General features: G+C 57.6%; 27 protein-coding genes and 5 tRNA genes. 15 read left to right on the forward strand and 17 right to left on the reverse strand.

What is annotated here, in order from left to right; all coding sequences use genetic code 11:
- Positions 1–354 precede the first annotated feature (354 nt).
- From csrA to IB144_RS05445, 12 genes are all read left to right on the forward strand, one after another.
- Complete coding sequence (gene csrA / locus IB144_RS05390) at positions 355–540, forward strand: carbon storage regulator CsrA (RefSeq protein WP_000906486.1); 186 nt, start codon at positions 355–357, stop codon at positions 538–540.
- 322 nt (positions 541–862) lie between these two features.
- Positions 863–955: transfer RNA gene (locus IB144_RS05395), tRNA-Ser, on the forward strand.
- 4 nt (positions 956–959) lie between these two features.
- Positions 960–1,036 (forward strand) — tRNA-Arg (locus IB144_RS05400).
- Between the two features lie 150 nt (positions 1,037–1,186).
- Positions 1,187–1,263 (forward strand) — tRNA-Arg (locus tag IB144_RS05405).
- Positions 1,264–1,324: 61 nt separating this feature from the next.
- Positions 1,325–1,401: transfer RNA gene (locus IB144_RS05410), tRNA-Arg, on the forward strand.
- Positions 1,402–1,629: 228 nt separating this feature from the next.
- Positions 1,630–1,706 (forward strand) — tRNA-Arg (locus IB144_RS05415).
- A 355-nt stretch (positions 1,707–2,061) separates the two neighbouring features.
- Positions 2,062–2,376 carry a BON domain-containing protein gene (locus IB144_RS05420; protein ID WP_002914359.1) on the forward strand — a complete coding sequence of 105 codons (315 nt, stop codon included), beginning with the start codon at positions 2,062–2,064 and terminating at the stop codon, positions 2,374–2,376.
- A 125-nt stretch (positions 2,377–2,501) separates the two neighbouring features.
- Positions 2,502–3,068, forward strand: coding sequence for a fructose-1-phosphate/6-phosphogluconate phosphatase (yqaB, locus tag IB144_RS05425; protein WP_032420491.1), 567 nt, complete (start codon positions 2,502–2,504; stop codon positions 3,066–3,068).
- Positions 3,065–3,493, forward strand: coding sequence for a YqaA family protein (locus IB144_RS05430; RefSeq protein ID WP_002914355.1), 429 nt, complete (start codon positions 3,065–3,067; stop codon positions 3,491–3,493). The genes yqaB and IB144_RS05430 overlap by 4 nt, the downstream gene beginning before the upstream one ends.
- 66 nt (positions 3,494–3,559) lie before the next feature.
- Positions 3,560–5,116, forward strand: a complete 1,557-nt coding sequence (gene gshA / locus IB144_RS05435) for a glutamate--cysteine ligase (protein ID WP_002914353.1) — start codon at positions 3,560–3,562, stop codon at positions 5,114–5,116.
- A 156-nt stretch (positions 5,117–5,272) separates the two neighbouring features.
- Positions 5,273–5,788: an S-ribosylhomocysteine lyase gene (gene luxS / locus IB144_RS05440; RefSeq protein ID WP_002914351.1), complete on the forward strand. Its 516-nt coding sequence runs from the start codon at positions 5,273–5,275 to the stop codon at positions 5,786–5,788.
- A 52-nt stretch (positions 5,789–5,840) separates the two neighbouring features.
- Positions 5,841–6,608, forward strand: a complete 768-nt coding sequence (locus IB144_RS05445) for a helix-turn-helix transcriptional regulator (RefSeq protein WP_004149452.1) — start codon at positions 5,841–5,843, stop codon at positions 6,606–6,608.
- On the opposite strand, the gene leuA is transcribed toward IB144_RS05445, so the two are convergent.
- The 14 genes from leuA to IB144_RS05515 form a co-directional block, all read right to left on the reverse strand.
- A complete protein-coding gene (gene leuA, locus IB144_RS05450) occupies positions 6,587–8,263 on the reverse strand; it encodes a 2-isopropylmalate synthase (RefSeq protein ID WP_065888483.1) in 1,677 nt (558 codons plus the stop codon). The two genes, IB144_RS05445 and leuA, sit on opposite strands and share 22 nt — an antisense overlap.
- 136 nt (positions 8,264–8,399) lie before the next feature.
- A complete protein-coding gene (emrB, locus tag IB144_RS05455) occupies positions 8,400–9,938 on the reverse strand; it encodes a multidrug efflux MFS transporter permease subunit EmrB (protein ID WP_002914342.1) in 1,539 nt (512 codons plus the stop codon).
- Positions 9,939–9,953: 15 nt separating this feature from the next.
- A complete protein-coding gene (emrA, locus tag IB144_RS05460; RefSeq protein WP_002914339.1) occupies positions 9,954–11,126 on the reverse strand; it encodes a multidrug efflux MFS transporter periplasmic adaptor subunit EmrA in 1,173 nt (390 codons plus the stop codon).
- 125 nt (positions 11,127–11,251) lie between these two features.
- Complete coding sequence (gene mprA / locus IB144_RS05465) at positions 11,252–11,782, reverse strand: transcriptional repressor MprA (RefSeq protein ID WP_002914337.1); 531 nt, start codon at positions 11,780–11,782, stop codon at positions 11,252–11,254.
- 90 nt (positions 11,783–11,872) lie between these two features.
- Entirely contained in the window at positions 11,873–12,208 is a 336-nt protein-coding gene (ygaH, locus tag IB144_RS05470) for an L-valine transporter subunit YgaH (RefSeq protein WP_004174712.1), read from the reverse strand.
- Complete coding sequence (locus tag IB144_RS05475; RefSeq protein WP_002914333.1) at positions 12,198–12,944, reverse strand: AzlC family ABC transporter permease; 747 nt, start codon at positions 12,942–12,944, stop codon at positions 12,198–12,200. The genes ygaH and IB144_RS05475 overlap by 11 nt, the downstream gene beginning before the upstream one ends.
- Positions 12,945–13,121: 177 nt before the next feature.
- The gene (proX, locus tag IB144_RS05480; protein ID WP_002914330.1) at positions 13,122–14,120 is read right to left on the reverse strand and encodes a glycine betaine/L-proline ABC transporter substrate-binding protein ProX; all 999 of its coding nucleotides are present in this window, start codon (positions 14,118–14,120) and stop codon (positions 13,122–13,124) included.
- A 63-nt stretch (positions 14,121–14,183) separates the two neighbouring features.
- Positions 14,184–15,251 carry a glycine betaine/L-proline ABC transporter permease ProW gene (gene proW / locus IB144_RS05485; RefSeq protein ID WP_004174727.1) on the reverse strand — a complete coding sequence of 356 codons (1,068 nt, stop codon included), beginning with the start codon at positions 15,249–15,251 and terminating at the stop codon, positions 14,184–14,186.
- Positions 15,244–16,446: a glycine betaine/L-proline ABC transporter ATP-binding protein ProV gene (gene proV / locus IB144_RS05490; protein ID WP_002914328.1), complete on the reverse strand. Its 1,203-nt coding sequence runs from the start codon at positions 16,444–16,446 to the stop codon at positions 15,244–15,246. The genes proW and proV overlap by 8 nt, the downstream gene beginning before the upstream one ends.
- A 356-nt stretch (positions 16,447–16,802) precedes the next feature.
- The gene (gene nrdF / locus IB144_RS05495; RefSeq protein ID WP_002914327.1) at positions 16,803–17,765 is read right to left on the reverse strand and encodes a class 1b ribonucleoside-diphosphate reductase subunit beta; all 963 of its coding nucleotides are present in this window, start codon (positions 17,763–17,765) and stop codon (positions 16,803–16,805) included.
- Between the two features lie 10 nt (positions 17,766–17,775).
- Positions 17,776–19,917, reverse strand: a complete 2,142-nt coding sequence (gene nrdE / locus IB144_RS05500) for a class 1b ribonucleoside-diphosphate reductase subunit alpha (RefSeq protein WP_025862143.1) — start codon at positions 19,915–19,917, stop codon at positions 17,776–17,778.
- Positions 19,890–20,300: a class Ib ribonucleoside-diphosphate reductase assembly flavoprotein NrdI gene (gene nrdI / locus IB144_RS05505; protein ID WP_149358880.1), complete on the reverse strand. Its 411-nt coding sequence runs from the start codon at positions 20,298–20,300 to the stop codon at positions 19,890–19,892. The genes nrdE and nrdI overlap by 28 nt, the downstream gene beginning before the upstream one ends.
- Entirely contained in the window at positions 20,297–20,542 is a 246-nt protein-coding gene (gene nrdH / locus IB144_RS05510; RefSeq protein ID WP_002914320.1) for a glutaredoxin-like protein NrdH, read from the reverse strand. The genes nrdI and nrdH overlap by 4 nt, the downstream gene beginning before the upstream one ends.
- A gap of 183 nt (positions 20,543–20,725) precedes the next feature.
- Positions 20,726–21,157 (reverse strand): carboxymuconolactone decarboxylase family protein, encoded by a 432-nt coding sequence (locus tag IB144_RS05515; protein WP_004145727.1) that lies wholly within the window; start codon positions 21,155–21,157, stop codon positions 20,726–20,728.
- A gap of 88 nt (positions 21,158–21,245) precedes the next feature.
- On the opposite strand from IB144_RS05515, the gene IB144_RS05520 reads away from it, so the two are divergent.
- Complete coding sequence (locus tag IB144_RS05520) at positions 21,246–22,598, forward strand: PLP-dependent aminotransferase family protein (protein WP_004149442.1); 1,353 nt, start codon at positions 21,246–21,248, stop codon at positions 22,596–22,598.
- A 143-nt stretch (positions 22,599–22,741) separates the two neighbouring features.
- Here the strand turns inward: IB144_RS05520 and IB144_RS05525 are convergent, their stop codons facing one another.
- On the reverse strand, positions 22,742–23,089 hold the full coding sequence (locus IB144_RS05525) for a DUF883 domain-containing protein (protein ID WP_002914293.1): 348 nt from the start codon (positions 23,087–23,089) through the stop codon (positions 22,742–22,744).
- Between the two features lie 149 nt (positions 23,090–23,238).
- Between IB144_RS05525 and IB144_RS05530 the strand changes: the two genes are divergently transcribed.
- Positions 23,239–23,601, forward strand: a complete 363-nt coding sequence (locus IB144_RS05530) for a DUF2002 family protein (protein WP_002914291.1) — start codon at positions 23,239–23,241, stop codon at positions 23,599–23,601.
- 85 nt (positions 23,602–23,686) lie between these two features.
- On the opposite strand, the gene alaE is transcribed toward IB144_RS05530, so the two are convergent.
- Positions 23,687–24,136 (reverse strand): L-alanine exporter AlaE, encoded by a 450-nt coding sequence (gene alaE / locus IB144_RS05535; protein WP_002914289.1) that lies wholly within the window; start codon positions 24,134–24,136, stop codon positions 23,687–23,689.
- Positions 24,137–24,864: 728 nt separating this feature from the next.
- Here alaE and stpA point away from each other — a divergent pair.
- Complete coding sequence (gene stpA, locus IB144_RS05540) at positions 24,865–25,266, forward strand: DNA-binding protein StpA (RefSeq protein ID WP_002914287.1); 402 nt, start codon at positions 24,865–24,867, stop codon at positions 25,264–25,266.
- 72 nt (positions 25,267–25,338) lie between these two features.
- Here stpA and IB144_RS05545 read toward each other — a convergent pair whose 3' ends face one another.
- Complete coding sequence (locus IB144_RS05545) at positions 25,339–25,518, reverse strand: hypothetical protein (protein WP_032418423.1); 180 nt, start codon at positions 25,516–25,518, stop codon at positions 25,339–25,341.
- Positions 25,519–25,552: the final 34 nt, after the last annotated feature.

Here is a 25,552-nt window from a genome sequence, read left to right on the forward strand (position 1 = left end):
ACGCATTTACCCTAAATAATTCGAGTTGCAGGAAGGCGGCGACGCAGCGAATCCCCAGGAGCTTACTCAAGTAAGTGACTGGGGTGAGCGAGGAAAGCCAACACGCATGCAACTTGAAGTATGAGGGGTATAGGTGCCATAACCAGAGGGTTACGGCACCTTGCGTCAGAAACACTGATAACGATAAAGTCGGGTTGAAATTGTGTATATCGGCTAAACTTAGGTTTAACAGAATGTGATGCCATGACTGCTTATACCCTAAGGTATTTGTCATCGCTTACTTTTTGGCGTTATATGATGGATAATGCCGGGATACGAGAGACCCGACTCTTTTAATCTTTCAAGGAGCAAAGAATGCTGATTCTGACTCGTCGAGTTGGTGAGACCCTCATGATTGGAGATGAGGTCACTGTGACAGTTTTAGGGGTGAAGGGTAACCAGGTTCGTATTGGCGTAAACGCCCCTAAAGAAGTGTCTGTTCACCGTGAAGAGATCTACCAGCGTATTCAGGCTGAAAAATCCCAGCAGTCCAGTTACTAAGGTTTCCGCGCCTCGCTGTGCAGTGAGGCGCATCACTTACCGCCGCTTTTTCCCTTTTTCTGTTTTTTCCCCCTGCGCCATACCGCTTTTCATTACCCTTTGCCGCTTTGGTCGTTTGGCGTTATGCCAGCGTCAGGGCTGATTTCCTGTTGATAAATTGCCCTTTTTGCCGTTTTTGCACGCGAATTGCGTGCGAAGTGTGCAAACGAAAAAAGGTCTCGAAAAAGTGTTTGACTTATAAGTACCAGAAAGTAATATGTGCGCCATCGCAGCGACGAAGAGCAGAAACAAGTTCTTCGAAGCACTCGAAAGAGGCGTGTGTGGTGAGGTGGCCGAGAGGCTGAAGGCGCTCCCCTGCTAAGGGAGTATGCGGTCAAAAGCTGCATCCGGGGTTCGAATCCCCGCCTCACCGCCATTTTGCATCCGTAGCTCAGCTGGATAGAGTACTCGGCTACGAACCGAGCGGTCGGAGGTTCGAATCCTCCCGGATGCACCATCTTCTTTCTGAATTAAGAGAGAAGAGCGCTGTGAAAGCAGCGGCCCGCAGTGCGAGGCATAATCGAGTCACTCTACCGATTAGGCCATCATACTCAGTGTGGCATGTGTTAGTTGTGACACTGACGCGTAGTAAAGCAAGTTTCCCGATGCATCCGTAGCTCAGCTGGATAGAGTACTCGGCTACGAACCGAGCGGTCGGAGGTTCGAATCCTCCCGGATGCACCATTCTTTAATAAGAATGGCAAATCGCGAAATTTGATATCAGAATTACAGAAGTAATCCCGATGCATCCGTAGCTCAGCTGGATAGAGTACTCGGCTACGAACCGAGCGGTCGGAGGTTCGAATCCTCCCGGATGCACCATATTCTCCTTAGTAACAGCGACGATGTTGTTTTATGGTCTGCGAAATTATCGCCAGCACCAGGGAGGATAACGTTGCGTAAGCAACGGCCCGTAGGGCGAGGCGCAGCCGAGTAATCCTCCCGGATGCACCATATTCTCCTTAGTAACAGCAACATTGTTGTTATCTGGTTTGCGAAACCATCGTAAGTGCCAGGAGAGTAACCCCGCAGTAAAATAGCTTTCCCGATGCATCCGTAGCTCAGCTGGATAGAGTACTCGGCTACGAACCGAGCGGTCGGAGGTTCGAATCCTCCCGGATGCACCATATTCTCCTTAGTAACAGCGACGATGTTGTTTTATGGTCTGCGAAATCATCGCCAGCACCAGGGGGGATAACGTTGCGTAAGCAACGGCCCAAAGGGCGAGGCGTAGCCGAGTCATCCTCCCGGATGCACCATATTCTCCTCAGTAACAACGACGATGTTGTTGCGTAGGCTGCGAAATTATCGCAGCACCCGTTCTGAATGCATAATCTTCACTCTTCTCTCACCATCCCGATTACCTCGTTTTCCATCACTGGCTTCATCCTGACTTTTTTATTGGCAAGACGCGCTTTCCACTATAATTTATCCTTGTATATCAGCGTTATCAGGCTGAGATAAATGCAAGGAGAGAAATCCATGAAATGGTTCAAAGCAATACCTGCTTTTTGCGCGACGCTGCTGGTAACGACGGCCCTCGCTGGCTGTGCGGGATCGGCTACAAAGGAGAGTACGGGCGGCTATATTGACGATACCGTGGTGACCACCAAGGTGAAAACGGCGCTCTTTAACGATAAAGACATTAAGTCCTCAGAAATTAGCGTCCAGACCTTTAAAGGCCGCGTCCAGCTGAGCGGATTTGTCTCCTCCGCGGAGAGCGCTAAACGAGCCGTAGAAGTCACACGCCGAGTGCAGGGCGTGCGAATGGTCGAGAACGATCTGCGTATTAAATAAGGCTGGTTATCCGGCCTAATGTTTGGGGGCGCCTGAGGGCGCCTTTGTCGTCTGCGCCGCTGGCCGCGACAACGGCGGGCTTTTGCGTTACAGTAATCATTCCCAAACCGGTTGGTGAGAAGACAATGTACGAAGGTTACGCAGGACTGATCTTTGATATGGATGGCACCATTCTCGATACCGAGCCGACCCATCGGCAGGCATGGAACGAGGTATTGGGCCGCTACGGTATGCGTTTCGACGAACAGGCGATGGTCGCGCTCAATGGCTCACCAACCTGGCGAATCGCCCAGGCGATTATCGAACTCAACCAGGCCGATCTCGATCCACATCGCCTGGCGCAGGAAAAAACCCAGGCCGTCAAAGCGATGCTGCTGGACAACGTACGCCCGTTGCCGCTGATTGAGGTGGTTAAGGCATGGCACGGCCGTCGCCCGATGTCGGTGGGAACCGGCAGCGAGAGCGCCGTCGCCGAAGCGCTGCTGGCGCACCTGGGGCTGCGTCATTACTTCTCCGCGGTGGTGGCGGCCGATCATGTGGTCAACCATAAACCCGCGCCCGATACCTTCCTGCTGTGCGCCGAGCGCATGGGCGTCGCGCCGGAAAAATGCGTCGTCTTCGAAGATGCCGACTTTGGTCTGCAGGCGGCGAAGCGCGCGGGAATGGACGCAGTTGACGTGCGTTTGCTGTGAGCGACGCGCTGTCACTCACCTCGCTGTTTGCCAGTAGCTTTTTAAGCGCCACGCTGCTCCCCGGCAATTCGGAGGTTGTGCTGGTGGCTATGCTACTTGCAGGGGTCAGTCATCCGTGGTGGTTAGTATTAATAGCAACAATCGGCAATAGCCTTGGAGGGGTAACTAACGTTATTCTGGGGCGCTTGTTTCCGCTGCGCAAAACCTCGCGCTGGCAGGAGCGGGCGGCCGGCTGGCTTAAGCGCTACGGCGCGGTCACGCTCTTACTGAGCTGGGCGCCGGTTGTCGGCGATTTACTGTGTTTGCTGGCGGGATGGATGCGCATTTCCTGGGGACCGGTACTCTTTTTCTTATGCCTTGGTAAGGCGCTGCGCTATATCGCTATTGCGGCAGCGACGCTTCAGGGCATGACGTGGTGGCACTAATTGGACTGACAGTTCATCCATTACAATTATGCTTATTCAAACGATTTCGACAGGCGGGAGGTCAAATTGATCCCGGACGTATCACAGGCGCTGGCCTGGCTGGAAAAACATCCGCAGGCTCTGCAGGGTATTCAACGTGGTCTGGAGCGGGAAACGCTGCGCGTGAACGCAGACGGCACCCTTGCAACGACCGGTCACCCTCCGGCGTTAGGCTCAGCGCTAACGCATAAATGGATTACCACCGATTTTGCCGAAGCTTTACTTGAGTTCATTACGCCAGTAGATGGCGATATTGAGCATATGCTGACCTTTATGCGCGATGTCCATCGCTATACCGCGCGTCAGCTTGGCGACGAGCGGATGTGGCCGCTGAGCATGCCATGCTATATCGCCCCCGGTCAGGATATTGAGCTGGCGCAGTACGGCACCTCTAACGTGGGGCGCCTGAAAACGCTATATCGCGAGGGGCTGAAGAACCGCTATGGCGCGCTGATGCAGACTATCTCCGGCGTGCACTATAACTTCTCCCTACCGATGGCCTTCTGGCAGGCAAAATGTGGTGTGGAAGATGCCGAGAGTGGTAAAGAGGCCATTTCGGCGGGCTATTTCCGCTCAATTCGTAACTACTATCGCTTTGGCTGGGTGATCCCCTATCTGTTTGGCGCCTCGCCGGCGATTTGCTCCTCATTCCTGCAAGGCAAACCGACAACGCTGCCCTTTGAGGAAACGGGCAACGGCATGTATTACCTGCCGTATGCCACCTCGCTGCGCCTCAGCGACCTTGGTTATACCAATAAGTCGCAAAGCAATCTCGGAATTACGTTTAACGATCTGCACGAGTATGTGGCAGGATTGAAGCGGGCGATTAAAACGCCGTCGGAAGAGTACGCCAAAATCGGGCTGCAGAAAGACGGCAAGTATCTGCAGATCAACAGCAACATTCTGCAGATTGAAAATGAACTTTATGCGCCGATCCGCCCGAAACGCGTCACCCGTCGGGGCGAAACCCCGTCCGATGCGCTGTTGCGCGGTGGTATTGAGTATATCGAAGTGCGTTCGCTGGATATCAATCCGTTCTCGCCGATCGGCGTTGACGCCCAGCAGGTGCGTTTCCTCGACCTGTTTATGGTCTGGTGCGCGCTGGCCGACGCGCCGGAGATGAGCAGCGATGAGCTGCTGTGCACCCGCACCAACTGGAATCGGGTGATTCTGGAAGGGCGTAAGCCGGGCTTAACGCTGGGGATTGGCTGCGAAAGCGCGCAGTTCCCGCTGGCTCAGGTGGGCAAAGATCTGTTCCGCGATTTACGCCGCGTGGCGCAGACCCTGGACAGTATCCACGGTGGCCAGGCATATCAGCAGGTCTGCGACGAGCTGCTGGCCTGCTTTGACGATCCGGAATTAACCTTCTCAGCCCGCATTCTGCGTTCTATGATTGAAGAAGGCATTGGCGGTACCGGCCGTGCGCTTGCCGATCGTTACCGGACGCAGCTGCGCGAAGAGCCGCTGGAGATCCTGAGCGAAGACGATTTTATCGCCGAGCGCGACGCGTCGGTGGCGCGACAGAAGAAAGTGGAAGCTGAAGACAGCGAGCCGTTTGAGGCGCTGCTGGCGCGGCACGCGTAGCGCTGGAAAAGAAAAAGGCCACATCACTGTGGCCAAACTTTCATCTCTGATTCAGGGATGATGATGATAATAAATGCGCGTCTTTCATATACTGAGACTCGCGGCTGAACAAAGAGTTCATTTTATTTTAAAAAAATTCACTCCCGGAGGTGACGAATGCCGTTGTTAGATAGTTTCACAGTCGACCATACCCGAATGGAAGCCCCAGCGGTGCGTGTCGCGAAGAAAATGAACACGCCGCATGGCGATGAAATCACCGTTTTCGATCTGCGCTTCTGCGTACCGAACCAGGAAGTGATGCCGGAACGCGGTATCCACACCCTGGAGCATCTGTTCGCGGGCTTTATGCGCGATCATCTGAACGGGAATGGCGTGGAAATTATCGACATTTCGCCAATGGGCTGCCGCACCGGCTTCTATATGAGCCTGATTGGTACGCCGGACGAGCAGCGCGTCGCTGACGCCTGGAAAGCGGCGATGGCCGATGTGCTGAAGGTGAAAGATCAGAACCAGATCCCGGAGCTCAACGTCTACCAGTGCGGGACTTACACCATGCACTCGCTGGAAGAGGCCCAGGACATCGCTCGCCATATCATTGAGCGCGATGTGCGCATCAACAGCAACGACGAACTGGCGTTGCCGAAAGAAAAACTGCAGGAACTGCACATCTAGTGCTTCCGCCACGGCCCGACGCCTGTCGCCGGGCCGCTCTTCTGACGCCGCGATGACGACGACGCTTTCCTTCTCCTTTCAGCACCGCCCACTGGTGCCCTTTGCCCATGATTATGCCCACGGTGACCAGGAAGACTGGCATCAGCATGACTGCGCCCAGCTGCTGCATATACTAAGCGGCGTGGTGCGGGTCGCGACGCCGGTAGGCTACTGGGTGGTGCCGCCCGGGCGCGGCGTCTGGCTGCCGGCGGGAACGCCGCACGCGCTACGCATGACCGGCAACGTGGCGGCGCGCACCCTGTTTATCGATCCGCTGGCGCGCGCCGATCTTCCGGCGGGCTGCCAGATCGTACAGATCACGCCGCTGCTGCGGGAACTGATCGTGTCATCCCTGGCGCTGGCGGAACGCTATGCCCCCGCCAGCCGCGACGAAAGAATTTATGAACTGATCCTCGATGAGATCCGCGGGATGGCGATCCTGCCGTTTGGCCTGCCGGAGCCGCAAAGCGAAACGCTGCGTCGGCTGTGCCAGCAGGTACGCGAGGCGCCGGGCGAGGCCTGGAGCAGCGGCCAGGCGGCGAAGGCGTGCAGCATGAGCGAGCGAACCCTAAACCGCCATTTTCAGCAGCAGACTAGCCTGACGTGGAGCGAGTGGGTGCGCCGGGCGAAGCTAATGGAAGCGCTGGTGCGCCTGGCGCAGGGCCACTCCGTGCTGCGGGTGGCGCTGGAGCTGGGCTACGGTAGCCACAGCGCCTTCAGCGCCATGTTTCGTCGGGTGATGGGCGTCGCCCCCAGCGACTATTTTCGTCCCCCGGCCTGATCGGCGGCGCTGAGCGCATTGCACAGCGCCTGCAGCGAGGCGCGCGCCACGTCATTATCGATACCCACGCCCCAGTAGCTTTCTCCTTGCGGAAAAACGCAGCGGATATAGGCCACCGACCGGCTGTCGCTGCGCGCGCCGAGCGTATGCTCATGATAGTCCTTGATCATAAACGGCTGCCGAAACAGCGCGCTGAGCCCGCTGGCTGCGGCGGAGAGCATGCCGTTGCCCTGGCCCTGCAGGCGTCGGGTTTCGCCGTGGTGACGCAGCGTTGCCTGCAGGGAAAGCTGGCCATCCTGCTGGCTGGCGCTCTGATAATCGAGCAGCGTCAGCGCCGGCTGCGCCTGCAGCCCGTAGCGCGTGCGGAACAGCTGCCACAGCGCATGGTGGGTCATCTCTTTGCCGTCGCTATCGGTGGCCTGCTGAACGTGCTGGCTGAAGTCCTGCTGCAGCCCGCGGGGCAGTTTCAGACCATGATTTTGTTCGATAAGCCAGGCGCTGCCGCTCTTCCCCGACTGGCTGTTGACGCGGATCACCGCCTCATAGCTGCAGCCAATATCCTGCGGGTCAATGGGCAGGTAGGGCATCTGCCACGGATCGCCAGGCTGACGGGCATCAAACCCTTTTTTGATCGCATCCTGATGGGAGCCGGAGAAGGCGGTGTAAGCCAGACTTCCCGCCCACGGGTGGCGCGGGTGAACGGGGATCTGGTTGCAGTTTTCCACCACCTCCACCACCCGGTTCATCTGCTCGAAGCGAAGCTCAGGGTCGATGCCCTGGCTGTAGAGGTTCATCGCCAAAGTCACCAGACAAACGTTGCCGGTGCGTTCGCCGTTGCCAAACAGGCAGCCTTCTACCCGATCGGCGCCGGCCATCACCGCCAGCTCGGCGCTGGCGACGCCGGTGCCGCGATCGTTATGCGGATGCACGCTGATGCAGACCTCGCCGCGGCGGGAGAAGTGGCGGCAAAAATACTCGATCTGATCGGCATAGACGTTGGGGGTGTTGACTTCCACCGTCGCCGGCAGATTGACGATCATCGGTCGCTCGGCGCAGGGCTGCCAGACATCCGCCACCGCTTCGCAAATCTCAAGCGCAAACTCGGGCTCGGTGAAGCAGAAGGTTTCAGGCGAATATTCATATTGCCAGCGGGTCTCCGGCTGCTGTTCGCACTGCTGACGGATAAGCCGGGTGGCGCGGGTCGCGAGGGCGATCACCTCGGCCTTGTCCATGCCGAAAACCAGCTCGCGGAACAGCGGCGCGGTGGCATTGTAGAGGTGGACGGTAGCCCGGCGGGCGCCGCGCAGCGCCTCAAAGGTGCGCAGGATCAGCGGGTCTCGCGCCTGGGTCAGCACCTGGATGGTGACATCCTCCGGGATGCGCTGTTCGTCAATCAGCTGGCGGACAAAGTTGAAATCGGTTTGTGAGGCGGAAGGGAAGGCGACTTCAATCTCTTTAAAGCCGCACTCCAGCAGCAGATCCCAGAACTGCAGTTTGCGGGCGCTGTCCATGGGCTCCGCCAGCGCCTGGTTGCCGTCGCGCAGGTCAGTCGACAGCCAGCGCGGGGCGTGACTGATTTGCCGGTCTGGCCAGCGGCGGTCAGGCAGGGCGATCGGCGGATAGGGACGGTACTTTTCAGCAGGATGGCTCAGCATAGTGTTCTCCTTAATGGTCAGCCTTTATCCTGCCCGAGCGCAGGGTGACGGGCTTTCGCAAACGAGACAGAAACTAGCGAGAACTGGACAACCTGACGCCGTAAAAAAGGGACCCGGAGGTCCCTTTATGTGAGGCTTAGTGCGCGCCGCCGCCGCCTCCGCCGGCGCTGAACGGTGGTCTGGCGAACCACACCAGCCCCAACAGCAGGATGAAAATAGCCGCAGAAATCCAGAAGATTTCGTTGGCGGAGATAATGAGCCCCTGGTTGGTTATCTGCTGCGCTATCCAGCCGGACGCCTGCTGCTGCGTCATTCCCATGCCCTGCAGCTGATCGTATATCTGCTGCGCGTTGGGGTTAAAGGGAGTCACCGATTCGGTGAGCTGCGCATGATGCAGCGCCTCGCGGTTGGTCCACAGGGTGGTGGTGATCGAGGTCCCGATGGAGCCGGCAAGGGTACGGGTGAAGTTCGACAGGCTCGACGCCGCCGCCAGCCGCTCCGGCGGCAGGCCGGAGAGGGTGATGGTGGTCAACGGCATGAAGAAGCAGGCCACCGCGAAGCCCTGGATAAACTGTGGCCACGCCGAGGCGCCAAAGTCCATCCCCGGTTCGAAGGTCCAGGCGCGCCAGTAGAAGCAGACCGCGTACATAATAAAGCTGAAGGTGACCAGCCGCCGCATGTCGAGCTTATGCGCGAAGCGGCCGATAATCGGCGACAGAATGACCGGGATCACCCCCACCGGCGCCGACGCCAGGCCGGCCCAGGTCGCGGTGTAGCCGTAGACCTCCTGCAATAGCTGCGGCAGCAGTACGATGGCGCCGAAGTAGAGCATATAGGCCAGACTGATACAGAGGCAGCCGATGGTGAAGTTGCGCGACTTAAATAGCGACAGATCGACAATCGGGTTATCGTCGGTTAGCTCCCAGACGATCAGGAAGCTTATCGCCACCACCGCCACGATGGTCAGAATGATAATCTCATTGGAGGAGAACCAGTCCAGCTCTTTACCCCGGTCCAGCATCACCTGCAGGCTACCGATACCGATGATCAGCAGCGCCAGACCGACGCCGTCGATCCGCCGCTGTTCGGTTTTGGTTTCCCGGTTGCGCAGGGTCTGCAGGGTCATCAGCACCACCGCCACGCCAATGGGCACGTTGATAAAGAAGATCCAGCCCCAGTGATAGTTATCGCTGATATAGCCGCCGAGGATCGGACCGCAGATGGGCGCGACAATCACCGTCATTGACCACAGCGCCAGAGCGATAGAGCGCTTCGCCGGGGGATAGTTGCTGAGCAGCAGACTTTGCGACAGCGGGATCAGCGGTCCGGCGACGATCCCCTGAATGACGCGGAAGAAAATCAGCATCGTCAGGCTGTTGGAGACGCCGCAGGCCCAGGAGGCAATGGCGAAGGCGGTGGTTGACCACAGGAACAGCTTCACCTCGCCGACGCGCTTGGCCAGCCAGCCGGTGATCGGGATGGAGATGGCGTTAGCGACCCCGAACGAGGTGATGACCCAGGTCCCCTGGCTCAGCGACGAGCCAAGGTTGCCGGCAATGGTCGGGATCGCCACGTTGGCGATAGTGGAATCCAGCACCTGCATGAACGTCGCGAGCGACAGCGCAATGGTCATAATGACCAGCTGCGCGCCTTCCAGCGGTTTTTGCTGTTGCATTACACTCACCCCGAATTATCCGGCGTTGGCCTGAATGATCTCGTCTATCAGCTTATTAACCGGATCGAGAGCGATTTCACGGGCATTGCTCTCGTAAACCGGGGAGCTCCGCACCTGGCTGGCCAGCATTTCACCATCGCGATCGGTGGTGTTGACTTCCACCAGCGTCGAGAGGCCGATGCGCAGCGGGTGTTCCGCTAGTTGTTTTTCATCCAGCTCGATACGAACCGGCAGACGCTGTACCACTTTGATCCAGTTGCCGGTGGCATTCTGCGCCGGCAGCAGAGAGAAGGCGCTGCCGGTGCCCATATCCAGACCGACCACTTTACCGGTGTATTTCACGTCATCGCCATAGATATCGCTGATCACGGTGGCCGGCTGGCCGATACGCATATGCGCCAGCTGAGTCTCTTTAAAGTTAGCATCGATCCACAGGTTGGTCGCCGGGACCACCGCCATCAGCGGCGTGGTGGTGCCAATCTGCGCGCCAGGCTGTACCGAGCGACGGGAAACGTAGCCGCTAATCGGGCTGACGATCTGCGTACGCTGCAGGGCCAGCCAGGCGTTACGCACTTCAGTGGCCGCCTGGAGCACCGCCGGCTGCTGTTCCAGCCTGGTGCCCAGCACGATCGCCTGGTTGGCGTTGTACTGCTGGATTGCCACGTCGAGTTCGGCCTGTGCGCTGGCGACGGTATCGCGGGCGTGCTGCAGCTCTTCGCGGCCAATGAGGTTCGCGGCGCCCAGCGGGATGCGGCGGTTCAGGTCAGCCTGCGCCTGGGCGAGGGCGGTTTTTTTGACGTCGATATTTGCCTGCAGCTGCTTGCTGTTGATCATCTGCTGGCGGGTCTGACGCACGCTGGCGGCCAGTTGGGTCTTAGCCTTTTCAAACGCCTGTTGGGCATCGGTCCGATCGAGCGTGACCAGCGGATCGCCTTTCTGCACGTAGTCCGTGTTGTCAGCCCAGACTTTGGTCACGCTGCCCGCGACCTGAGCCATAATTTGTACCTGATTCCCTGCCACGTAGGCATCGTCGGTCTCTTCGTAGTGACGCAGTACCAGAAACCAGTAAATCCCATATGCCACGGCAATAATAATGAAGAGCAATGTCAGCAACAGAAGGGCGCCTTTACGCTTTCCTTTTTTGCTGCCTGGTTGCTGCGGGGTTTGGCTCTCCGCATTTGCACTCATGTTATTCTCCACGATCTTATTATTTCACATCGGCTGAGCCGACCTGTTTATCAGAAAGGCCAGCAGAGATCTGCTGGCCTGGCTGTTTTCCTTGCAACGTAAAAATGGGCTGAGCGACGCCGCCCTTAGCGTAGAGAGTCCGCTAGCACGCCTTCTTCTTCCATCTGATCAAGGCGGCTCAGGAGTTTGCGGGTGATGTGTTCGAGCTGATCTTTTTCGCTGGTGCTAAGTGAAGACCACAGCTGATGCAGGCAGTTATGCTGCGGCGGCAGGACTTCACGCAAAAACTGATGGCCCTTTTCGGTCAGTTGCAGATGCAAACAGCGACGATCGTTATCGCTCTCGCGGCGCTCAATCCAGCCGCGTTTTTCCAGTTCATCAGCGATACGGGTGGCGTTGGTACGTGACGAGCCCAGCGCACAGCTCAGCTCGGACGGCTGGATGCTGTGGTTTTCCTGTGACTCCAGCGTAATCAGCGCCATAAATAATGTCTCGTTAATTCCCTGCGCTTTGAGCATTTTATTGCGATTTTCCAGCAGCTTACCTTGCATATGCATGCAAAGACGAGTTAACAGGATCTCCTGAAACGGGAAATCTTCATGGCGGCTGGCGCGGAACTTGAGCATTTGCTCAATGGGAGTAAACGAACTATCCATTTGGGTATGACCTCATTAATTACAGCCGATATAATAACTATTGTGACAAATAAATCAAATGAATTATTGACCAAAATTGATACGTAAAGCTTAGAGCCCGTTGGTGATTTTCCATGCCAGACCATAGGCAAACGCCGACAGCAGGGTCGGGACAATGATGCTGCGGGTTTTCCAGAAGGCGGCCCCCAGCACCAGGAAGCCGGTCAGCGTCGGCGCCAGGCGATGGGCATCGGCGAGGATCTCCGGCACGCTGGAGACCACCAGCAGCGCGCAAATCGAGGCGATGCCAATAGTATCCAGCAGCACGCTGACCGGGCCGCGGCGGGCAGGACGGGCGTGGCCGGCGCGCAAACGCAGAGGAAGATAGCGAAAGAGATAGTTGACGCCGCCGACTATCACCCCGAGCAGAAGGACTTCACTGTTCATCCGGCATCCCCTTGAGCATGGCCTGAAGCAGCGCCGTCAGACACCCGCAGACAATTCCGGCGAGGATCGCCGCCGGAATGGAAAATAACAAAATGCCGCCCAGCGCGCCCGCCAGCGCCGCCGTGACGCAGAGTGACTGCTGACGCTGGAAAGAGGCCAGCAGGAAGCTCATAAACAGCGCCGGCAGCATAAAGCCGAGGGCGGCTTCCACCGCCGGATAATCCACCAGCAGGCCGTTGCCGGACCAGGCGCCGGCCAGCGTGCCGCACACCCACGATGCCCACGAGGTAAAAGCGAGACCGAGCATCCAGTTTTCGCTCCAGCGGCGGTTATCGCGAACCAGCCTGGCGGTAGCGGCGGCGAAAACCTCATCGGTCAGGCCGAAGGCCCAGAGGGCGGTTTTCTTTTTATCCAGCGCTGAGCGAATGCGGCTGCGCAATGAGGGGCCATACAGCACGTGGCGGACATCCATCGCCATTACCGTCAGGGCGGCGACCCACAGCGAACTGCCGGCGGCCAACATGGCGGTGATCACAAACTGGCTGGCGCCGGCGTAAATAATGCAGGAGAAGAACAGGCTTTCCAGTGGGGTGAAGCCCAGCCGGGTGGCATTGAGTCCGAAGGCGAATGCCACCGGAAGGTAGCTGATGACGATGGGGAGACTGTCTTTGACGCCTTCGCCGACGGTGGCGACGCGTTCAGGTAAGGCACAGGTTAAGGGCGCGGGGTTTTCCATATGAATAACTTATCGCTGGATCCATGTGAAGGTGGCAATTTGACCGATGTCTCCACCTTAACAGAGCGCGATGCGCCTTAACACTATGGAAATTCCTGGAATCGCTTTTCTATGACCTGGCCACGAGAAAGGGGCAAGGGGGCCGGATAAGGCGCTGGGCCTTATCCGTGAGCGGGTTTACTGCTGCGCGGCGAGGGCGGTTTTCACCCAGCTGTCGAACAGCGGCTGGTGGGCTTTGATCCAGCCATCAACGTGGCCGTTAATGTCGGCTTCGGAAGCATGGCCTTCATGCATCATCGCATTCTCGGCGTTGATGTCGGCGATCGGCAGCTTCATGACGCTAAACAGAGTGGCGGCGGCCGGATTTTTCTCCGCCCAGGCTTTGTTGGCGACGATGTGCATGGTGTTCACCGGGAAGCCATAGTTGGCGCCGTTGGCCAGTTTGGTGTCGATGTTTTTCTGCTCGCCCGGCAGGGAGGAGAACGGCACCTGCAGCCAGACGACGTCCTTGCCAGGCTTCAGCACGTCGCTAACCCAGTACGGCGTCCAGGTGTAGTAGAGCACCGGTTTACCCTCTTTATACCGGGCAATGGTGTCGGCCATCATCGCCGCGTAGTTGCCCTGGTTATGGGTGACGGTTTTGCTCAGGCCATAGGCGTCAATCTGATGGTTAATCACTGCTTCGCAGCCCCATCCTGGGGTACAGCCGGTGAGATCCGCTTTACCGTCATTGTTGGTATCAAACAGTTTGGCGATCTGCGGATCTTTGAGCTGATCGATGGAGGTGATGTGGTACTGCTCAGCGGTTTTTTTGTCGATCAAATAGCCCTGGGCGGCGCCTGAGACGTACACTCCTTTGCGATAGAATTTGTTATCACCGCCCGCCGCGGCGTACATGTCATCGTGCAGCGGTTGCCAGTTGGTGGCGATAAAGGTGGTATCTCCGGCGGCAATCGACGTATAGGCAACGTTATAGTCCACTTCGCTGGGTTTCTCGACGGTGTAGCCCAGCTTCTCCAGCGCGCGACTGACCAGCAGGGTCTGGAAGCTCTCTTCGGAGATAGTGCTCTGAGCGGGCTTCACCGTAATCCCTTTACCCGGCAGGTCGGCGGCGAAGGCGCTGGTGGCGAGCAGGGTGGCAAAGGCGGCGGTGGCCAACATCGTACTATGTCGCATGGTGGTTCCTCTTATTGTTTAACGGGAAGGGCCGCTCCCGGGGGGAGCGGCGCTGTTATCGACTTATCGACAGAAAGGGCGAGTGATAAGCCCCAGCGGGCCGGTGGTGTACCAGCGGCGGTTGCCGCGACTGCGGGCGTCGCGACCGACGGCCTGGGTGAGGCGGTCAAGAATAATCGCCAGGATCACGATCCCCACCCCGCCGACGGTCGCCAGGCCCATATCCAGGCGACCGATACCGCGCAGCACCATCTGGCCGAGGCCGCCGACGGCGATCATCGAGGCGATCACTACCATCGACAGGGCCAGCATCAGGGTCTGGTTAACCCCGGCCATAATGGTGGGCATGGCCAGCGGCAGCTGCACCTTAAACAGCAGCTGGCGCGGGCTGGCGCCAAATGAGCGCGACGCTTCGATCAGATCCGCAGGCACCTGGTTTATCCCGAGGATGGTCAGACGGACGATCGGCGGCAGGGCGAAGATAATCGTCACCACCACGCCCGGTACGTTGCCGATGCCGAACAGCATCACGATCGGCACCAGATAGACGAACGCCGGCGTGGTCTGCATGGCATCCAACAGCGGGCGGATGATTTTCGCCGCCCGCGGGCTGCGCGCTAGCCAGATCCCCAGCGGCAAGCCGATAACCATGCAGAACAGCAGGGCGGTGAGGACCAGCGCCAGAGTGACCATGGCTTGCGACCACGCGCCGATGGCGCCGATGGCAATCAGCGATACCAGAGTGGCGACCCCCATGCCGAGGCTGGAGATCTGCCAGGCGATTAGCGCGAAGACGATAATCGCCACCGGCGCCGGCATCCCCAACAGCAGCTGCTGGAAGGCGCTGAGGATGTAGTCGATCGGCACGCGGATCCCCTGGAACAGCGGACGGAAGTGCAGCACGATCCAGTCGATGGCGTGGGTCACCCAGCTGTCGAGCGGGATCAGGGTCTTATGGAACGGATCCATGATATTGAACTGTTCCGGCTGCGGCGCCGGGGCGCTGTGCAGCCAGTCGGCGCCGCCGCCATTAGCCGGCGCGGCAGTAGAGGCGCCACCCCAGGCGTCGGCAGCCTGCGCGGCGCTGTCGGTTGACGGGGCGCTGCCCCATGGATTGGTCTGATCAGCCATGATTCACCCCCTCGCGATCTAAAGCCTGGAGCAACATCCGTTTGGAAATGATGCCAATATATTGTTGTTCTTCATCCACTACCGGCACGGCGCACGGAGCGTGGCCGACGTGGGAGAGCAGATCGCTGAGCGGGGTTTGCGCTTCCACCGCCAGCGGGGCGTCAATCAGCGCCGCCTCGATCCCCTGCCCGGCGCTGAGGGCTGTTTTCAGAGAATCAATCGAGACAATCCCGACAAAGCGATTACCGCGCTCTATGACATAGCCATATTCCCGGTCTTCATCCTGTAATAATTTCAGCGCCGAACGGGGGCCAAAACCAGGCGTTTTACGAATCAGGCCAACCGGGCTGCGGCGGGCAATATCTTTCGCGCTGAATACCTGGCTAATATCCACGCCGCGGAAGAAGGTGCGTACATAATCATTGGCCGGATTATTTAATATTTCATCCGGAGTGCCGACCTGGACCACTTCGCCATTTTGCATAATGGCGATACGATCGCCAATTCGCATGGCTTCATCAAGGTCATGGGAAATAAAGACGATAGTGCGTTGATGCTTCGCCTGTAATTTGATGAGCTCATCCTGCATTTCGGTACGAATGAGCGGATCGAGCGCAGAGAAGGCTTCATCCATTAACAGAATATCGGGATTAATCGCCAGGGCGCGAGCTAAACCGACGCGCTGGCGCATGCCGCCGGAGAGTTCATCCGGCCAGGCGTGGGCATAATTCTCCAGCCCCACCTGACGCAGCGCCTCCCGGGCTTTTTGCTCTCGTTCGGCGGCGGGAACGCCGGCAAGCGCCATACCAAACGCCGTGTTGTCGAGCACGCTCATGTGCGGCATCAGCGCAAAGGACTGAAAAACCATCGCAATTTTCTTGCGACGCACCTCGCGCAGCTCGGCATCCGACATTTTGGCGATATCGACCCCGTCAATCAGCACCTGGCCGCGGGTGGGTTCAATCAGGCGATTGAGAAGGCGAACCATGGTGGATTTCCCCGAGCCGGAGAGCCCCATGATGACGAATATCTCGCCTTCTTCAATGGCCAGACTGGCATCTTTGACGCCAAGCGACAGCCCCGTTTTTTCCAGTATTTGCGCTTTGTTGAGTCCTTTCTCAATATATTTGAAAGCACGGTGTGGATGCTCGCCAAATATCTTATAAAGATTTTTGATTTCTAATTTAATTGCCATGCAATAGAGAAGTTCCTGTTATTTGTTTATTGCGATATGATACCCGATGGTGATTATGATCTTTTTACACCCTAACATACTCAGATTCTGTGACAACCCTCAATGGCAAACTCTCGGCAAAATCAGATGGGGACAACTGTGGCTAAGCCCCCGTGATATAAGGGCTGGGCGGTAATTTGTTGTTGGTAATATTTTTTGATTATCTTTGGATAATTCGACTGAAATGGACCGGTTTTCTGCTAAATATGACGAAGTGATGACGGTTAGGTCATGGAGAGAATATTTGGTGGATTAAACGCTATTTTGTGAAATTAATCACCAGGAATCCGCCTGCGATATTCCTGGTGAAAGTACGGTTAAAAGTCCCAATCGTCGTCGGCGGTCTCTTCCATTTTTCCTATCACGTAGGAGGAGCCGGAACCGGAGAAAAAGTCATGGTTTTCGTCGGCGTTGGGCGACAGCGCTGCGAGGATTGCCGGATTGACCGCCGCCATCTCCGCCGGGAACAGCGCCTCGTAGCCGAGGTTCATCAGCGCTTTGTTGGCGTTGTAGCACAGGAAAGCGCTGACGTCGTCGAACCAGCCGCTCTCGCCGTACAGCTCCCGGCTGTAGGCCAGTTCGTTGTCGTAAAGATCCATCAGCAGATCGAGGGCGAAATTTTTCAATTCTTCGCGCTTGCCGGGGCTGACGATCTCCAGTCCTTTCTGGTACTTGTAGCCGATGTAATAGCCATGCACCGCTTCATCGCGAATGATCAGGCGGATCAGATCCGCAGTGTTGGTCAGCTTTCCCCGGCTGGAGAAGTACATCGGCAGCCAGAAGCCGGAGTAGAAGAGAAAGGATTCGAGGAACACGCTGGCGATTTTTTTCTTCAGCGGCTCGTCGGCCTGATAGTAACCCAGCATCAGCTGCGCCTTGCGCTGCAGAGGATCGCAGCTTTCGCTCCAGGCGAAGGCGGCATCCACCTCCTTGCTGTGGCACAGCGTGGAAAAGATGGAGCTGTAAGAGCGGGCATGAACCGCCTCCATAAAGCTGATGTTCGACAGCACCGCCTCCTCATGCGGGGTTAAGGCGTCCGCCATTAGCGCCGGGGCGCCGACGGTGTTCTGAATGGTGTCGAGCAGGGTCAATCCGGTAAAGACGCGAATGGTCAACTGCTGCTCCGCCGCGCTGAGGGTTTGCCAGGCGGGAATGTCGTTCGACAGCGGCACTTTCTCCGGCAGCCAGAAGTTGCTGGTGAGACGGTTCCAGACCTCAAGATCTTTATCGTCATCAATGCGGTTCCAGTTGATTGCGCTGACGCGCGTTAAATGGGTCATCCTGTTCTCCTTACAGCGCGCAGGACACGCAGCCTTCAATTTCAGTGCCTTCCAGCGCCAGCTGGCGCAGACGGATGTAGTAGAGCGTCTTGATGCCTTTCTTCCAGGCGTAAATTTGCGCCTTGTTGATATCGCGGGTGGTGGCGGTATCGGGGAAGAACAGGGTCAGCGACAGCCCCTGGTCGACGTGGCGCGTCGCCTCGGCGTAAGTGTCAATGATCTTCTCCGGCCCTATCTCATACGCATCCTGGTAGAGGGCCAGATTGTCGTTATTCATAAATGGCGCGGGGTAGTACACTCGCCCGGTTTTCCCCTCTTTGCGGATCTCAATCTTCGAGACGATCGGGTGAATGCTGGAGGTGGCATGGTTGATGTACGAGATCGAGCCGGTGGGCGGCACCGCCTGCAGATAGCGATTGTAGATGCCATAGCGCATGACATCGTCGCGCAGCTGGCGCCAGCTTTCCCGGTCGGGCAGAGAGATGCCGGCGCGGGCGAACAGCGCGCGCACCCGTTCGGTTTTCGGCTGCCACTCCTCCTGCAGATATTTGTCGAAGTACGCCCCGCTGGCGTAGCGCGACTGCTCGAAGCCGGCGAAGCGCTGGCCGCGCTCGCGGGCCAACTGCATCGAGGTGTGCAGCGCGTGCCAGGTCACGGTGTAGAAGTAGATATTGGTGAAGTCCAGCCCTTCCGGGCTGCCGTAGGCAATGCCTTCCCGCGCCAGGTAACCGTGCAGATTCATCTGCCCCAGGCCGATGGCGTGGGAGGCCGCGTTGCCGGCCGCCACCGAGGGAACCGACTGAATGTCGCTCATGTCGGACACGGCGGTCAGGGCGCGCACCGCGGTGGCGATTGTGCGGCCGAAATCCGGCGAGTCCATGGTATGGGCGATGTTCAGCGAGCCGAGGTTGCAGGAGATATCTTCCCCGATATGCGCATAGCTGAGGTCTTCATTATAGGCGGACGGCGTACTGACCTGCAGGATCTCCGAACACAGATTGCTCATGGTGACCCGCCCGGCCACCGGACTGGCGCGGTTCACGGTGTCTTCAAACATGATGTACGGGTAGCCGGATTCAAACTGGATCTCCGCCAGGCGCTGGAACAGGTCGCGGGCGCGGATCCAGCGCTTGCGGACCCGCTCGTCGGCCACCAGCTGCGGATAGAGGTCGCCGATGGCGCAATCGGCGAAAGGTTTACCGTACAGCCGTTCGACGTCATAAGGCGAGAACAGGGCCATCTGCGCATCTTCTTTCGCCAGCTGGAAGGTGATATCAGGGATCACCACCCCCAGCGACAAGGTTTTGATGCGGATTTTCTCATCGGCATTTTCACGCCGGGTATCAAGAAAGCGTAAAATATCGGGATGGTGAACATGCAGCCAGACCGCACCCGCCCCCTGGCGGGCGCCGAGCTGATTGGCATAGGAGAAGGCGTCCTCCAGCATCTTCATCACCGGCACTACCCCAGAAGACTGGTTTTCGATGCGCTTGATCGGCGCCCCGGCCTCGCGCAGGTTGGAGAGTAAAAAGGCCACCCCGCCGCCGCGCTTCGACAGCTGTAGCGCCGAGTTCACCGCCCGGCCGATGGACTCCATATTATCCTCAATACGCAGCAGGAAGCAGGAGATCAGCTCCCCGCGCTGCTGTTTGCCAGCGTTAAGGAAGGTCGGTGTGGCGGGCTGAAAGCGGCCGCTGAGTATCTCCTCCGTCAGCTGCCGCGCCTGCTGTTCATCGCCCCGGGCCAGCGTCAGGGCCACCATCACGCTGCGTTCAGCGAAATCCTCGAGGTAGTGCTTGCCGTCAAAGGTCTTCAGCGCATAGCTGGTATAGAACTTCCAGGCGCCGAGGAAGGTCTGAAAGCGAAACGGAGCGCGCCGGGCATGGGCGAACAACGCCAGCACAAACCCGCGGTCATAGCCGGCCAGCACCTGCGGATCGTAATAGCCCTCGCTGACGAGCCAGCTGAGCTTATCCTCCGGGCTGGGGAAGGTGAGGGCGTTGGGCTGAACCTGGGTCGCCATAAAGGCCTCAACCGCCTGGCGATCTTTCTCAAACGGGATGCGGCCCTCGCTGTCGTACAAATTCAGCATCGCGTTGAGGGCGTGAAAATCCACGGCGGCGGTTATACGTTCTGCGGTTGTCGTTGCCAAAATTCGCTGACTCCTTTACGCACGGTGTTGATATCGTCGGGGGTTCCCATCAGCTCGAAGCGGTAGAGATAGGGCACGGCGCATTTTTGCGCGATGGCATCTCCGGCACGCCCCCAGCCGTCGCCAAAGTTGCGATTGCCGGCGGCAATCACTCCGCGGATCAGCTGGCGGTTATGCACGTCGTTTAAAAAGCGGATCGCCTGACGCGGTACCGCGCCGGCGGTGCCGCCGCCGCCATAGCTGGGAACGATGAGAATATAGGGCTCGTCTACCCGCAGATGTTCACGCTCGTTCAGCGGGATGCGCACCGCCGGCAGCCCCAGGCGCTGCACAAAGCGATGGGTATTCTCCGAACGGCTGGAGAAGTAGACGATGAGGCTCATGCGCTGGCCGCCGTAAAGGAGGGGCGCAGGCGATTGATCATATCCGGGCGGAAGCCGCTCCAGCGCAGCTCACCGGCGATCACCACCGGCAGCTGGCGAAATCCCTGCTCGCGCAGGGTGTCGGCGGCATCCGGCTGCTGGTCGACGTTGACCATTTCAAAGGCCAGTCCCCGGCTCTCCATGGCTCGCCGGGTGGCATGGCACTGCACGCAGTCATTTCGAGTGTAAATAATAATGCGCATGATTCGTATTTCCATTTAAGATAACAGCACGGCGCTAAACATAGCGTCGAACGTAGTGGGCCATTCGATAAGGAAATACTAGATGTAGTTATTTAAAACTTCAACCACTCAATATATAGCGTTTTTGGTAAGCGAGTCCCCCGCCGGGATAGATCGGCGGAGGAGGGGGGAGGCTGTGCGGAACTACAGGCGCATGGCCACGGCGAGGCGGTTAAAGGCGTTCATCAGACTGACGGCGAAGGTCAGATCGCTTATCTGACGCGGGGTAAAATGTTCGCGCAGCGGCTGGTAAACCTCATCTTCCGCATGGCTGGTGGCAATGTCGGTGACCGACTCGGCCCAAGCCAGCGCCGCGCGTTCGGCCGGAGTAAAGTGGGCGCTTACCCGCCAGCCCGCAAGGGCATCCAGTTTGCTTTGCGCCATGCCGCCTTTGCGCAGCGCCTGGCTATGTTTCTCAAGACAGAAGGCGCAGCCGTTGATCTGCGAGACGCGTAAATAAACCAGCTCTACCAGGGCGTTGCCCAGCTCGCTTTTCTCCAGCGCGATGCTGGCCTGTACCAGCCCTTTATAGACTTCCGGGCTCAGTTCACTGAATGGCTGACGTAATTGGTTCATGGTGTTCTCCTCTCTAAGACGGCAGCCAAAATACCACTATAATGGTCTGCAAAAGATAGCCATATTGTGACGAAAAAAGCAGACCATAATGGAAGCGATTAACCTCCCGCTTTATCAGCGTATCGCCCGCCAGTTGAAATCGGCGATTGAACGTGGCGAACTGACCCCGGGCAGCCGTTTGCCCGCCAGCCGGGTGTACGCTCAGGAGCAGGGCGTCTCCCGGGCGACCATCGAAAACGCCTGGGGAGAGCTGGTCGCCCAGGGATGGCTCGAGCGGCGTGGGCAGGCGGGGACCTTTGTCAGCGAGCGGCTCAGCCCGCGCCAGCTGGCGCCGGTACCGCCAGTGCAACCGGCCGCGCCGACGGAGCCGCTGCCGTTTCAGATGGGGCTGCCGGCGCTGGATCTCTTTCCGCGCGGGCAGTGGGCGCGGGTGATGGGGCGTCGGCTGCGGACGCAGTCGCGGTTCGATCTTGCACCCGGCGATCCCGGCGGCGATCCGCTTCTGCGCCAGGCTATCGTCGATTATCTACGCCTGTCGCGCAGTATCGACTGTCAGCCGGATCAGGTGTTGATCACCGGCAGCTATGCCGCCTCCATGAACCTTATCCTGCGTACCCTGGCGCAGCCGGGACAGCATATGTGGATGGAAGATCCGGGGTATCCCTTTATCCGGCCGGTCGTCGAGGCTGGGCAGCTGGCGGTGGATGCGATTCCGGTGGACGACGAAGGGATGGACGTCGGCTGGGGCCAGCGTCATCACCCGCAGGCGCGATTTGCCCTGCTCACACCAGCCCATCAGAGTCCGCTGGGGGTCGCGCTGTCGCTTCCCCGACGCCGCCAGCTGCTGGCGTGGGCCGCGGAGCGCGACGCGTGGATCATTGAGGACGATTACGATAGCGAGTTTCGCTATCACGGCAAACCGCTGCCGCCGCTGAAAAGCCTTGATGCGCCGCAGAGGGTCATCTACGCGGGCACCTTCAGTAAGTCGATGTTCCCGGCGCTGCGCACCGCCTGGCTGGTGGTGCCGACCCCGCTGGTGGCGCGTTTTCACCAGACCGCGGAGCGCCAGTCCTGCACCGTTCCCACCCTGTGGCAGCAGACGCTGGCGGATTTTATCCAGCAGGGACATTTTTGGCGTCATTTGAAGAAAATGCGTGCCAGCTATAGCCAGCGTAGACAGTGGCTGGAGTCGGCTCTGCAGGCGCAGGGCTTTCAGGTCACGCCGCAGCTGGGGGGAATTCAACTGGTTATGTCGGTCAGCGGCGACGATCGGCTGCTCGCGCGGCGGGCGGTTGTGGCCGGGCTGGCGGTGCAGGCGCTGAGCGACTGGCGGATTCGCCACGCGGGCGAGGGGGGATTATTGATGAGTTTTACCAATATACGTTCGCCGGCGATGGCTGACGGACTTGCCCGACGGCTGAGAGAGGCGATCGCGATTTGATGGCGCTTAAGTAGGGGAAGCAGAAAAACCCCTGCGGCCAGAGGCGCGCAGGGGCTGACGCGTATTTGTTATCTTCATTGCCTTCCGTAAAACTCGCGGGCTACCGCGCGCCAATCGCGCGGCGGCAGCCGACGCTTAAGCTATTATCGACGTAAATTGAGCAATACGCCAATAAATACCCCGACGGCGGCGGCGGCGCCCACACTGTGCCACGGTTTATTGCGCACGTAGGTATCGGCACAGCCCAGCGCATCGCACGCTGCCTGGCGCGCATCCAGCGCCGCCTGCTGCACCCGGTTGTGGCCATTAAGGCGGGCACGAGTCTCTTTTAACAGCGACTGCGCTTTGACACGCGCCGCTTCCGCTTCCTCTTTGGCGTCACTGCCCCATGATTTCAGCACCTCTTCCAGCGTATCCGCTAATTGGCTGACATCGTTATGAATATCTTCGGCGTTCTCGTCAAAATTGTTGCGGTTCACATGGTTAGCCATCGTTATCTCCCTTAATTCCATCGAGTGAGTAAGTGTAGGACAAGATTTTGAATTATGCTTACTGTTGTGGTTTCTGGAATTTTCCGAAAGCACTGTCCTTAATGAATAAGGTAAGGTCAATGTGCGGTAAAAGATAACGAGGAATCAGTATGTATTTAAGACCCGATGAGGTGGCGCGTGTTCTTGAAAAAGCCGGCTTCACCATGGATGTTGTGACGCAAAAAGCGTACGGCTATCGCCGCGGCGATAATTATGTTTATGTGAACCGCGAAGCGCGCATGGGGCGAACAGCGTTAGTTATTCATCCGGCGTTAAAAGAGCGCAGCAATATGCTGGCCGAACCGGCTTCAGATATCAAAACCTGTGATCATTATGAACAGTTTCCGCTGTATTTAGCCGGGGATGCGCAACAACATTATGGTATTCCGCATGGATTTAGCTCACGCATGGCGCTTGAGCGTTTTCTGAATGGGCTATTTGGCGAAGCCCAGCCGGCAATGTCGACGAATTAATACGGCGATAGGCATTTAAGGATCCAGGCGAGGCGGGCTGGTGGGAAGGGGCGACTGGCAGAGCCAGTCGCTGCTAACGCGTTGGTCAGGCTTTCGCCTGCTGATAGGGCGCCACGCGGAACAGGCGGCGGCAATAGTCGAGGAAGTAACCGTAGGCGGCGCCCATCATCATCGATACCGCCAGGTTCGAGCTCACCGCGGCGACAATCTGGTGCCAGTCAGCACCCACGCTCCACAGAATAGCGACATACACCGGCGACTGAAAGGTGACGTAGGCCAGCACGTCGGCCATATTTTTCATCCACCTGGCCGGGCTGATGCGCCGGGCCTGACGCATGGCGAAATCGCGATAAATCCCATAGGGTACGGCAATAATAATGTTGACCGGGATCGCCACCAGACGCGACGATAACGACTGCTCAAACGTCATACCAGAGAGAAAAATTTCGATCATCATGTTGACGACGGTGCAGTAAACCACCATCGCAAAGGTGTCTGCAACCGCATGCCGCAAGCGGGAGTGCGCAGAGAACATCGGAGTGCTCCTCGAAAATGAAGTCATTAACGCCGAAAAATGCGCGTTGGTATAGCGTTTTTGGGCTGCCTGTTTTGATGTGCGTAGAGTATATCTCTGCATTAAAAGTGGCAACTAGCTATAAATTTTTATTTATCGCCTTTTTGTCGATAAAATACTCTGCGCTGGTTTGTTTTTTGTTCGTTACGCTACTTTTATTCCTGTTTTTGAAAATATCAATATTTATCAATGTGTTACTCTTGATTGCGAAATCGAGACTGGCCGAGGGAACGGCGCCTGATAGCCAACCATGGCGCAACATCACGCGAGTGTGTGATTCCGCTCTCTTTTAGGATTTTTTATGCCGTAAGTCGCGTTTTTATGGTGAAAAATTCTGAATTGCGAATTGTTGTTTTATTCCCATTTTCTGATTAACTATTCACTGTGGCCAAAGGTATGTATCAGTGCGGCCGCGTATGAACAGCAGGTAACCCGCTGACCATAAAGCTAATATTCCTGGCGAGAACGGTGGTTTTTCCCGTCATTCTGCCTTTTTTATTTATTCACTCTCTTTTTTGCCTGTGCTTATGAAAAAGGCTCAGGTATTTGCCAATATAGCTTCAGGGGATAACCGCTAATATCCACCTTATATATTTATCTGGACAACCGAAGGCTGGAAATAAATAAACGTTTCTATTACACTTGCCGCGTTGTATCTTTTAATTTGCTATTTGGAATTTTTTAATTTTATGTCTTCAATGTTACACAAACTGAATAATATCCGTTCACTGCGTGCCCTGTCCCGTGAATTCTCCATTGACGTGCTTGAAGAAATGCTGGAAAAGCTCAGGATCGTCACTGAAGAAAAACGTACGCAACAGCAGCAGGCAGCTCAGCAGCAGGCTGAATATCAGGAGAAAGTGAATACCTGGCTTGAGCTGATGCGCGCCGACGGTATTTCTCCTGACGAGCTGGTGGCCGATATTCAGCCGCCTAAGGCGGGAGGCAAAAAGCGTCAACCGCGCCCGGCGAAATATCGTTATACCGATCATACTGGCGCAGAGAAAACCTGGACCGGACAGGGAAGAATGCCGAAGCCGATTGCCGAGGCTGTCGCCCAGGGTAAATCGCTGGATAGCTTTTTAATTTAACGCCTTCGGGCCAGCGCCAGGCCGGTGGTGAGAGACCCAGCGGCCTGGCCTTACAACTTTAAGCGAGGGGCTTTAGCAGACGCCGAAGTCTCCCTCTTCCTGATACGGCGTGACCTCGTCCGACTTCAGCGAATAGCGCTCTCCCTGCTCCTGTGCGGCCTGAACCACCACCAGTTGCTCCCCTTGCACTTCCACCACTTTCAGTTTTGGTCCGCCCGCTCGGGGTTGTACCTGATCGCCGACAGCAAACATAATTCACTCCTCACTGTTAACACCATGGATAAAC

This window comes from Klebsiella sp. K4, from assembly GCF_014596785.2.
In the GTDB taxonomy this organism is placed as follows: Bacteria; Pseudomonadota; Gammaproteobacteria; order Enterobacterales; family Enterobacteriaceae; genus Klebsiella; species Klebsiella pneumoniae.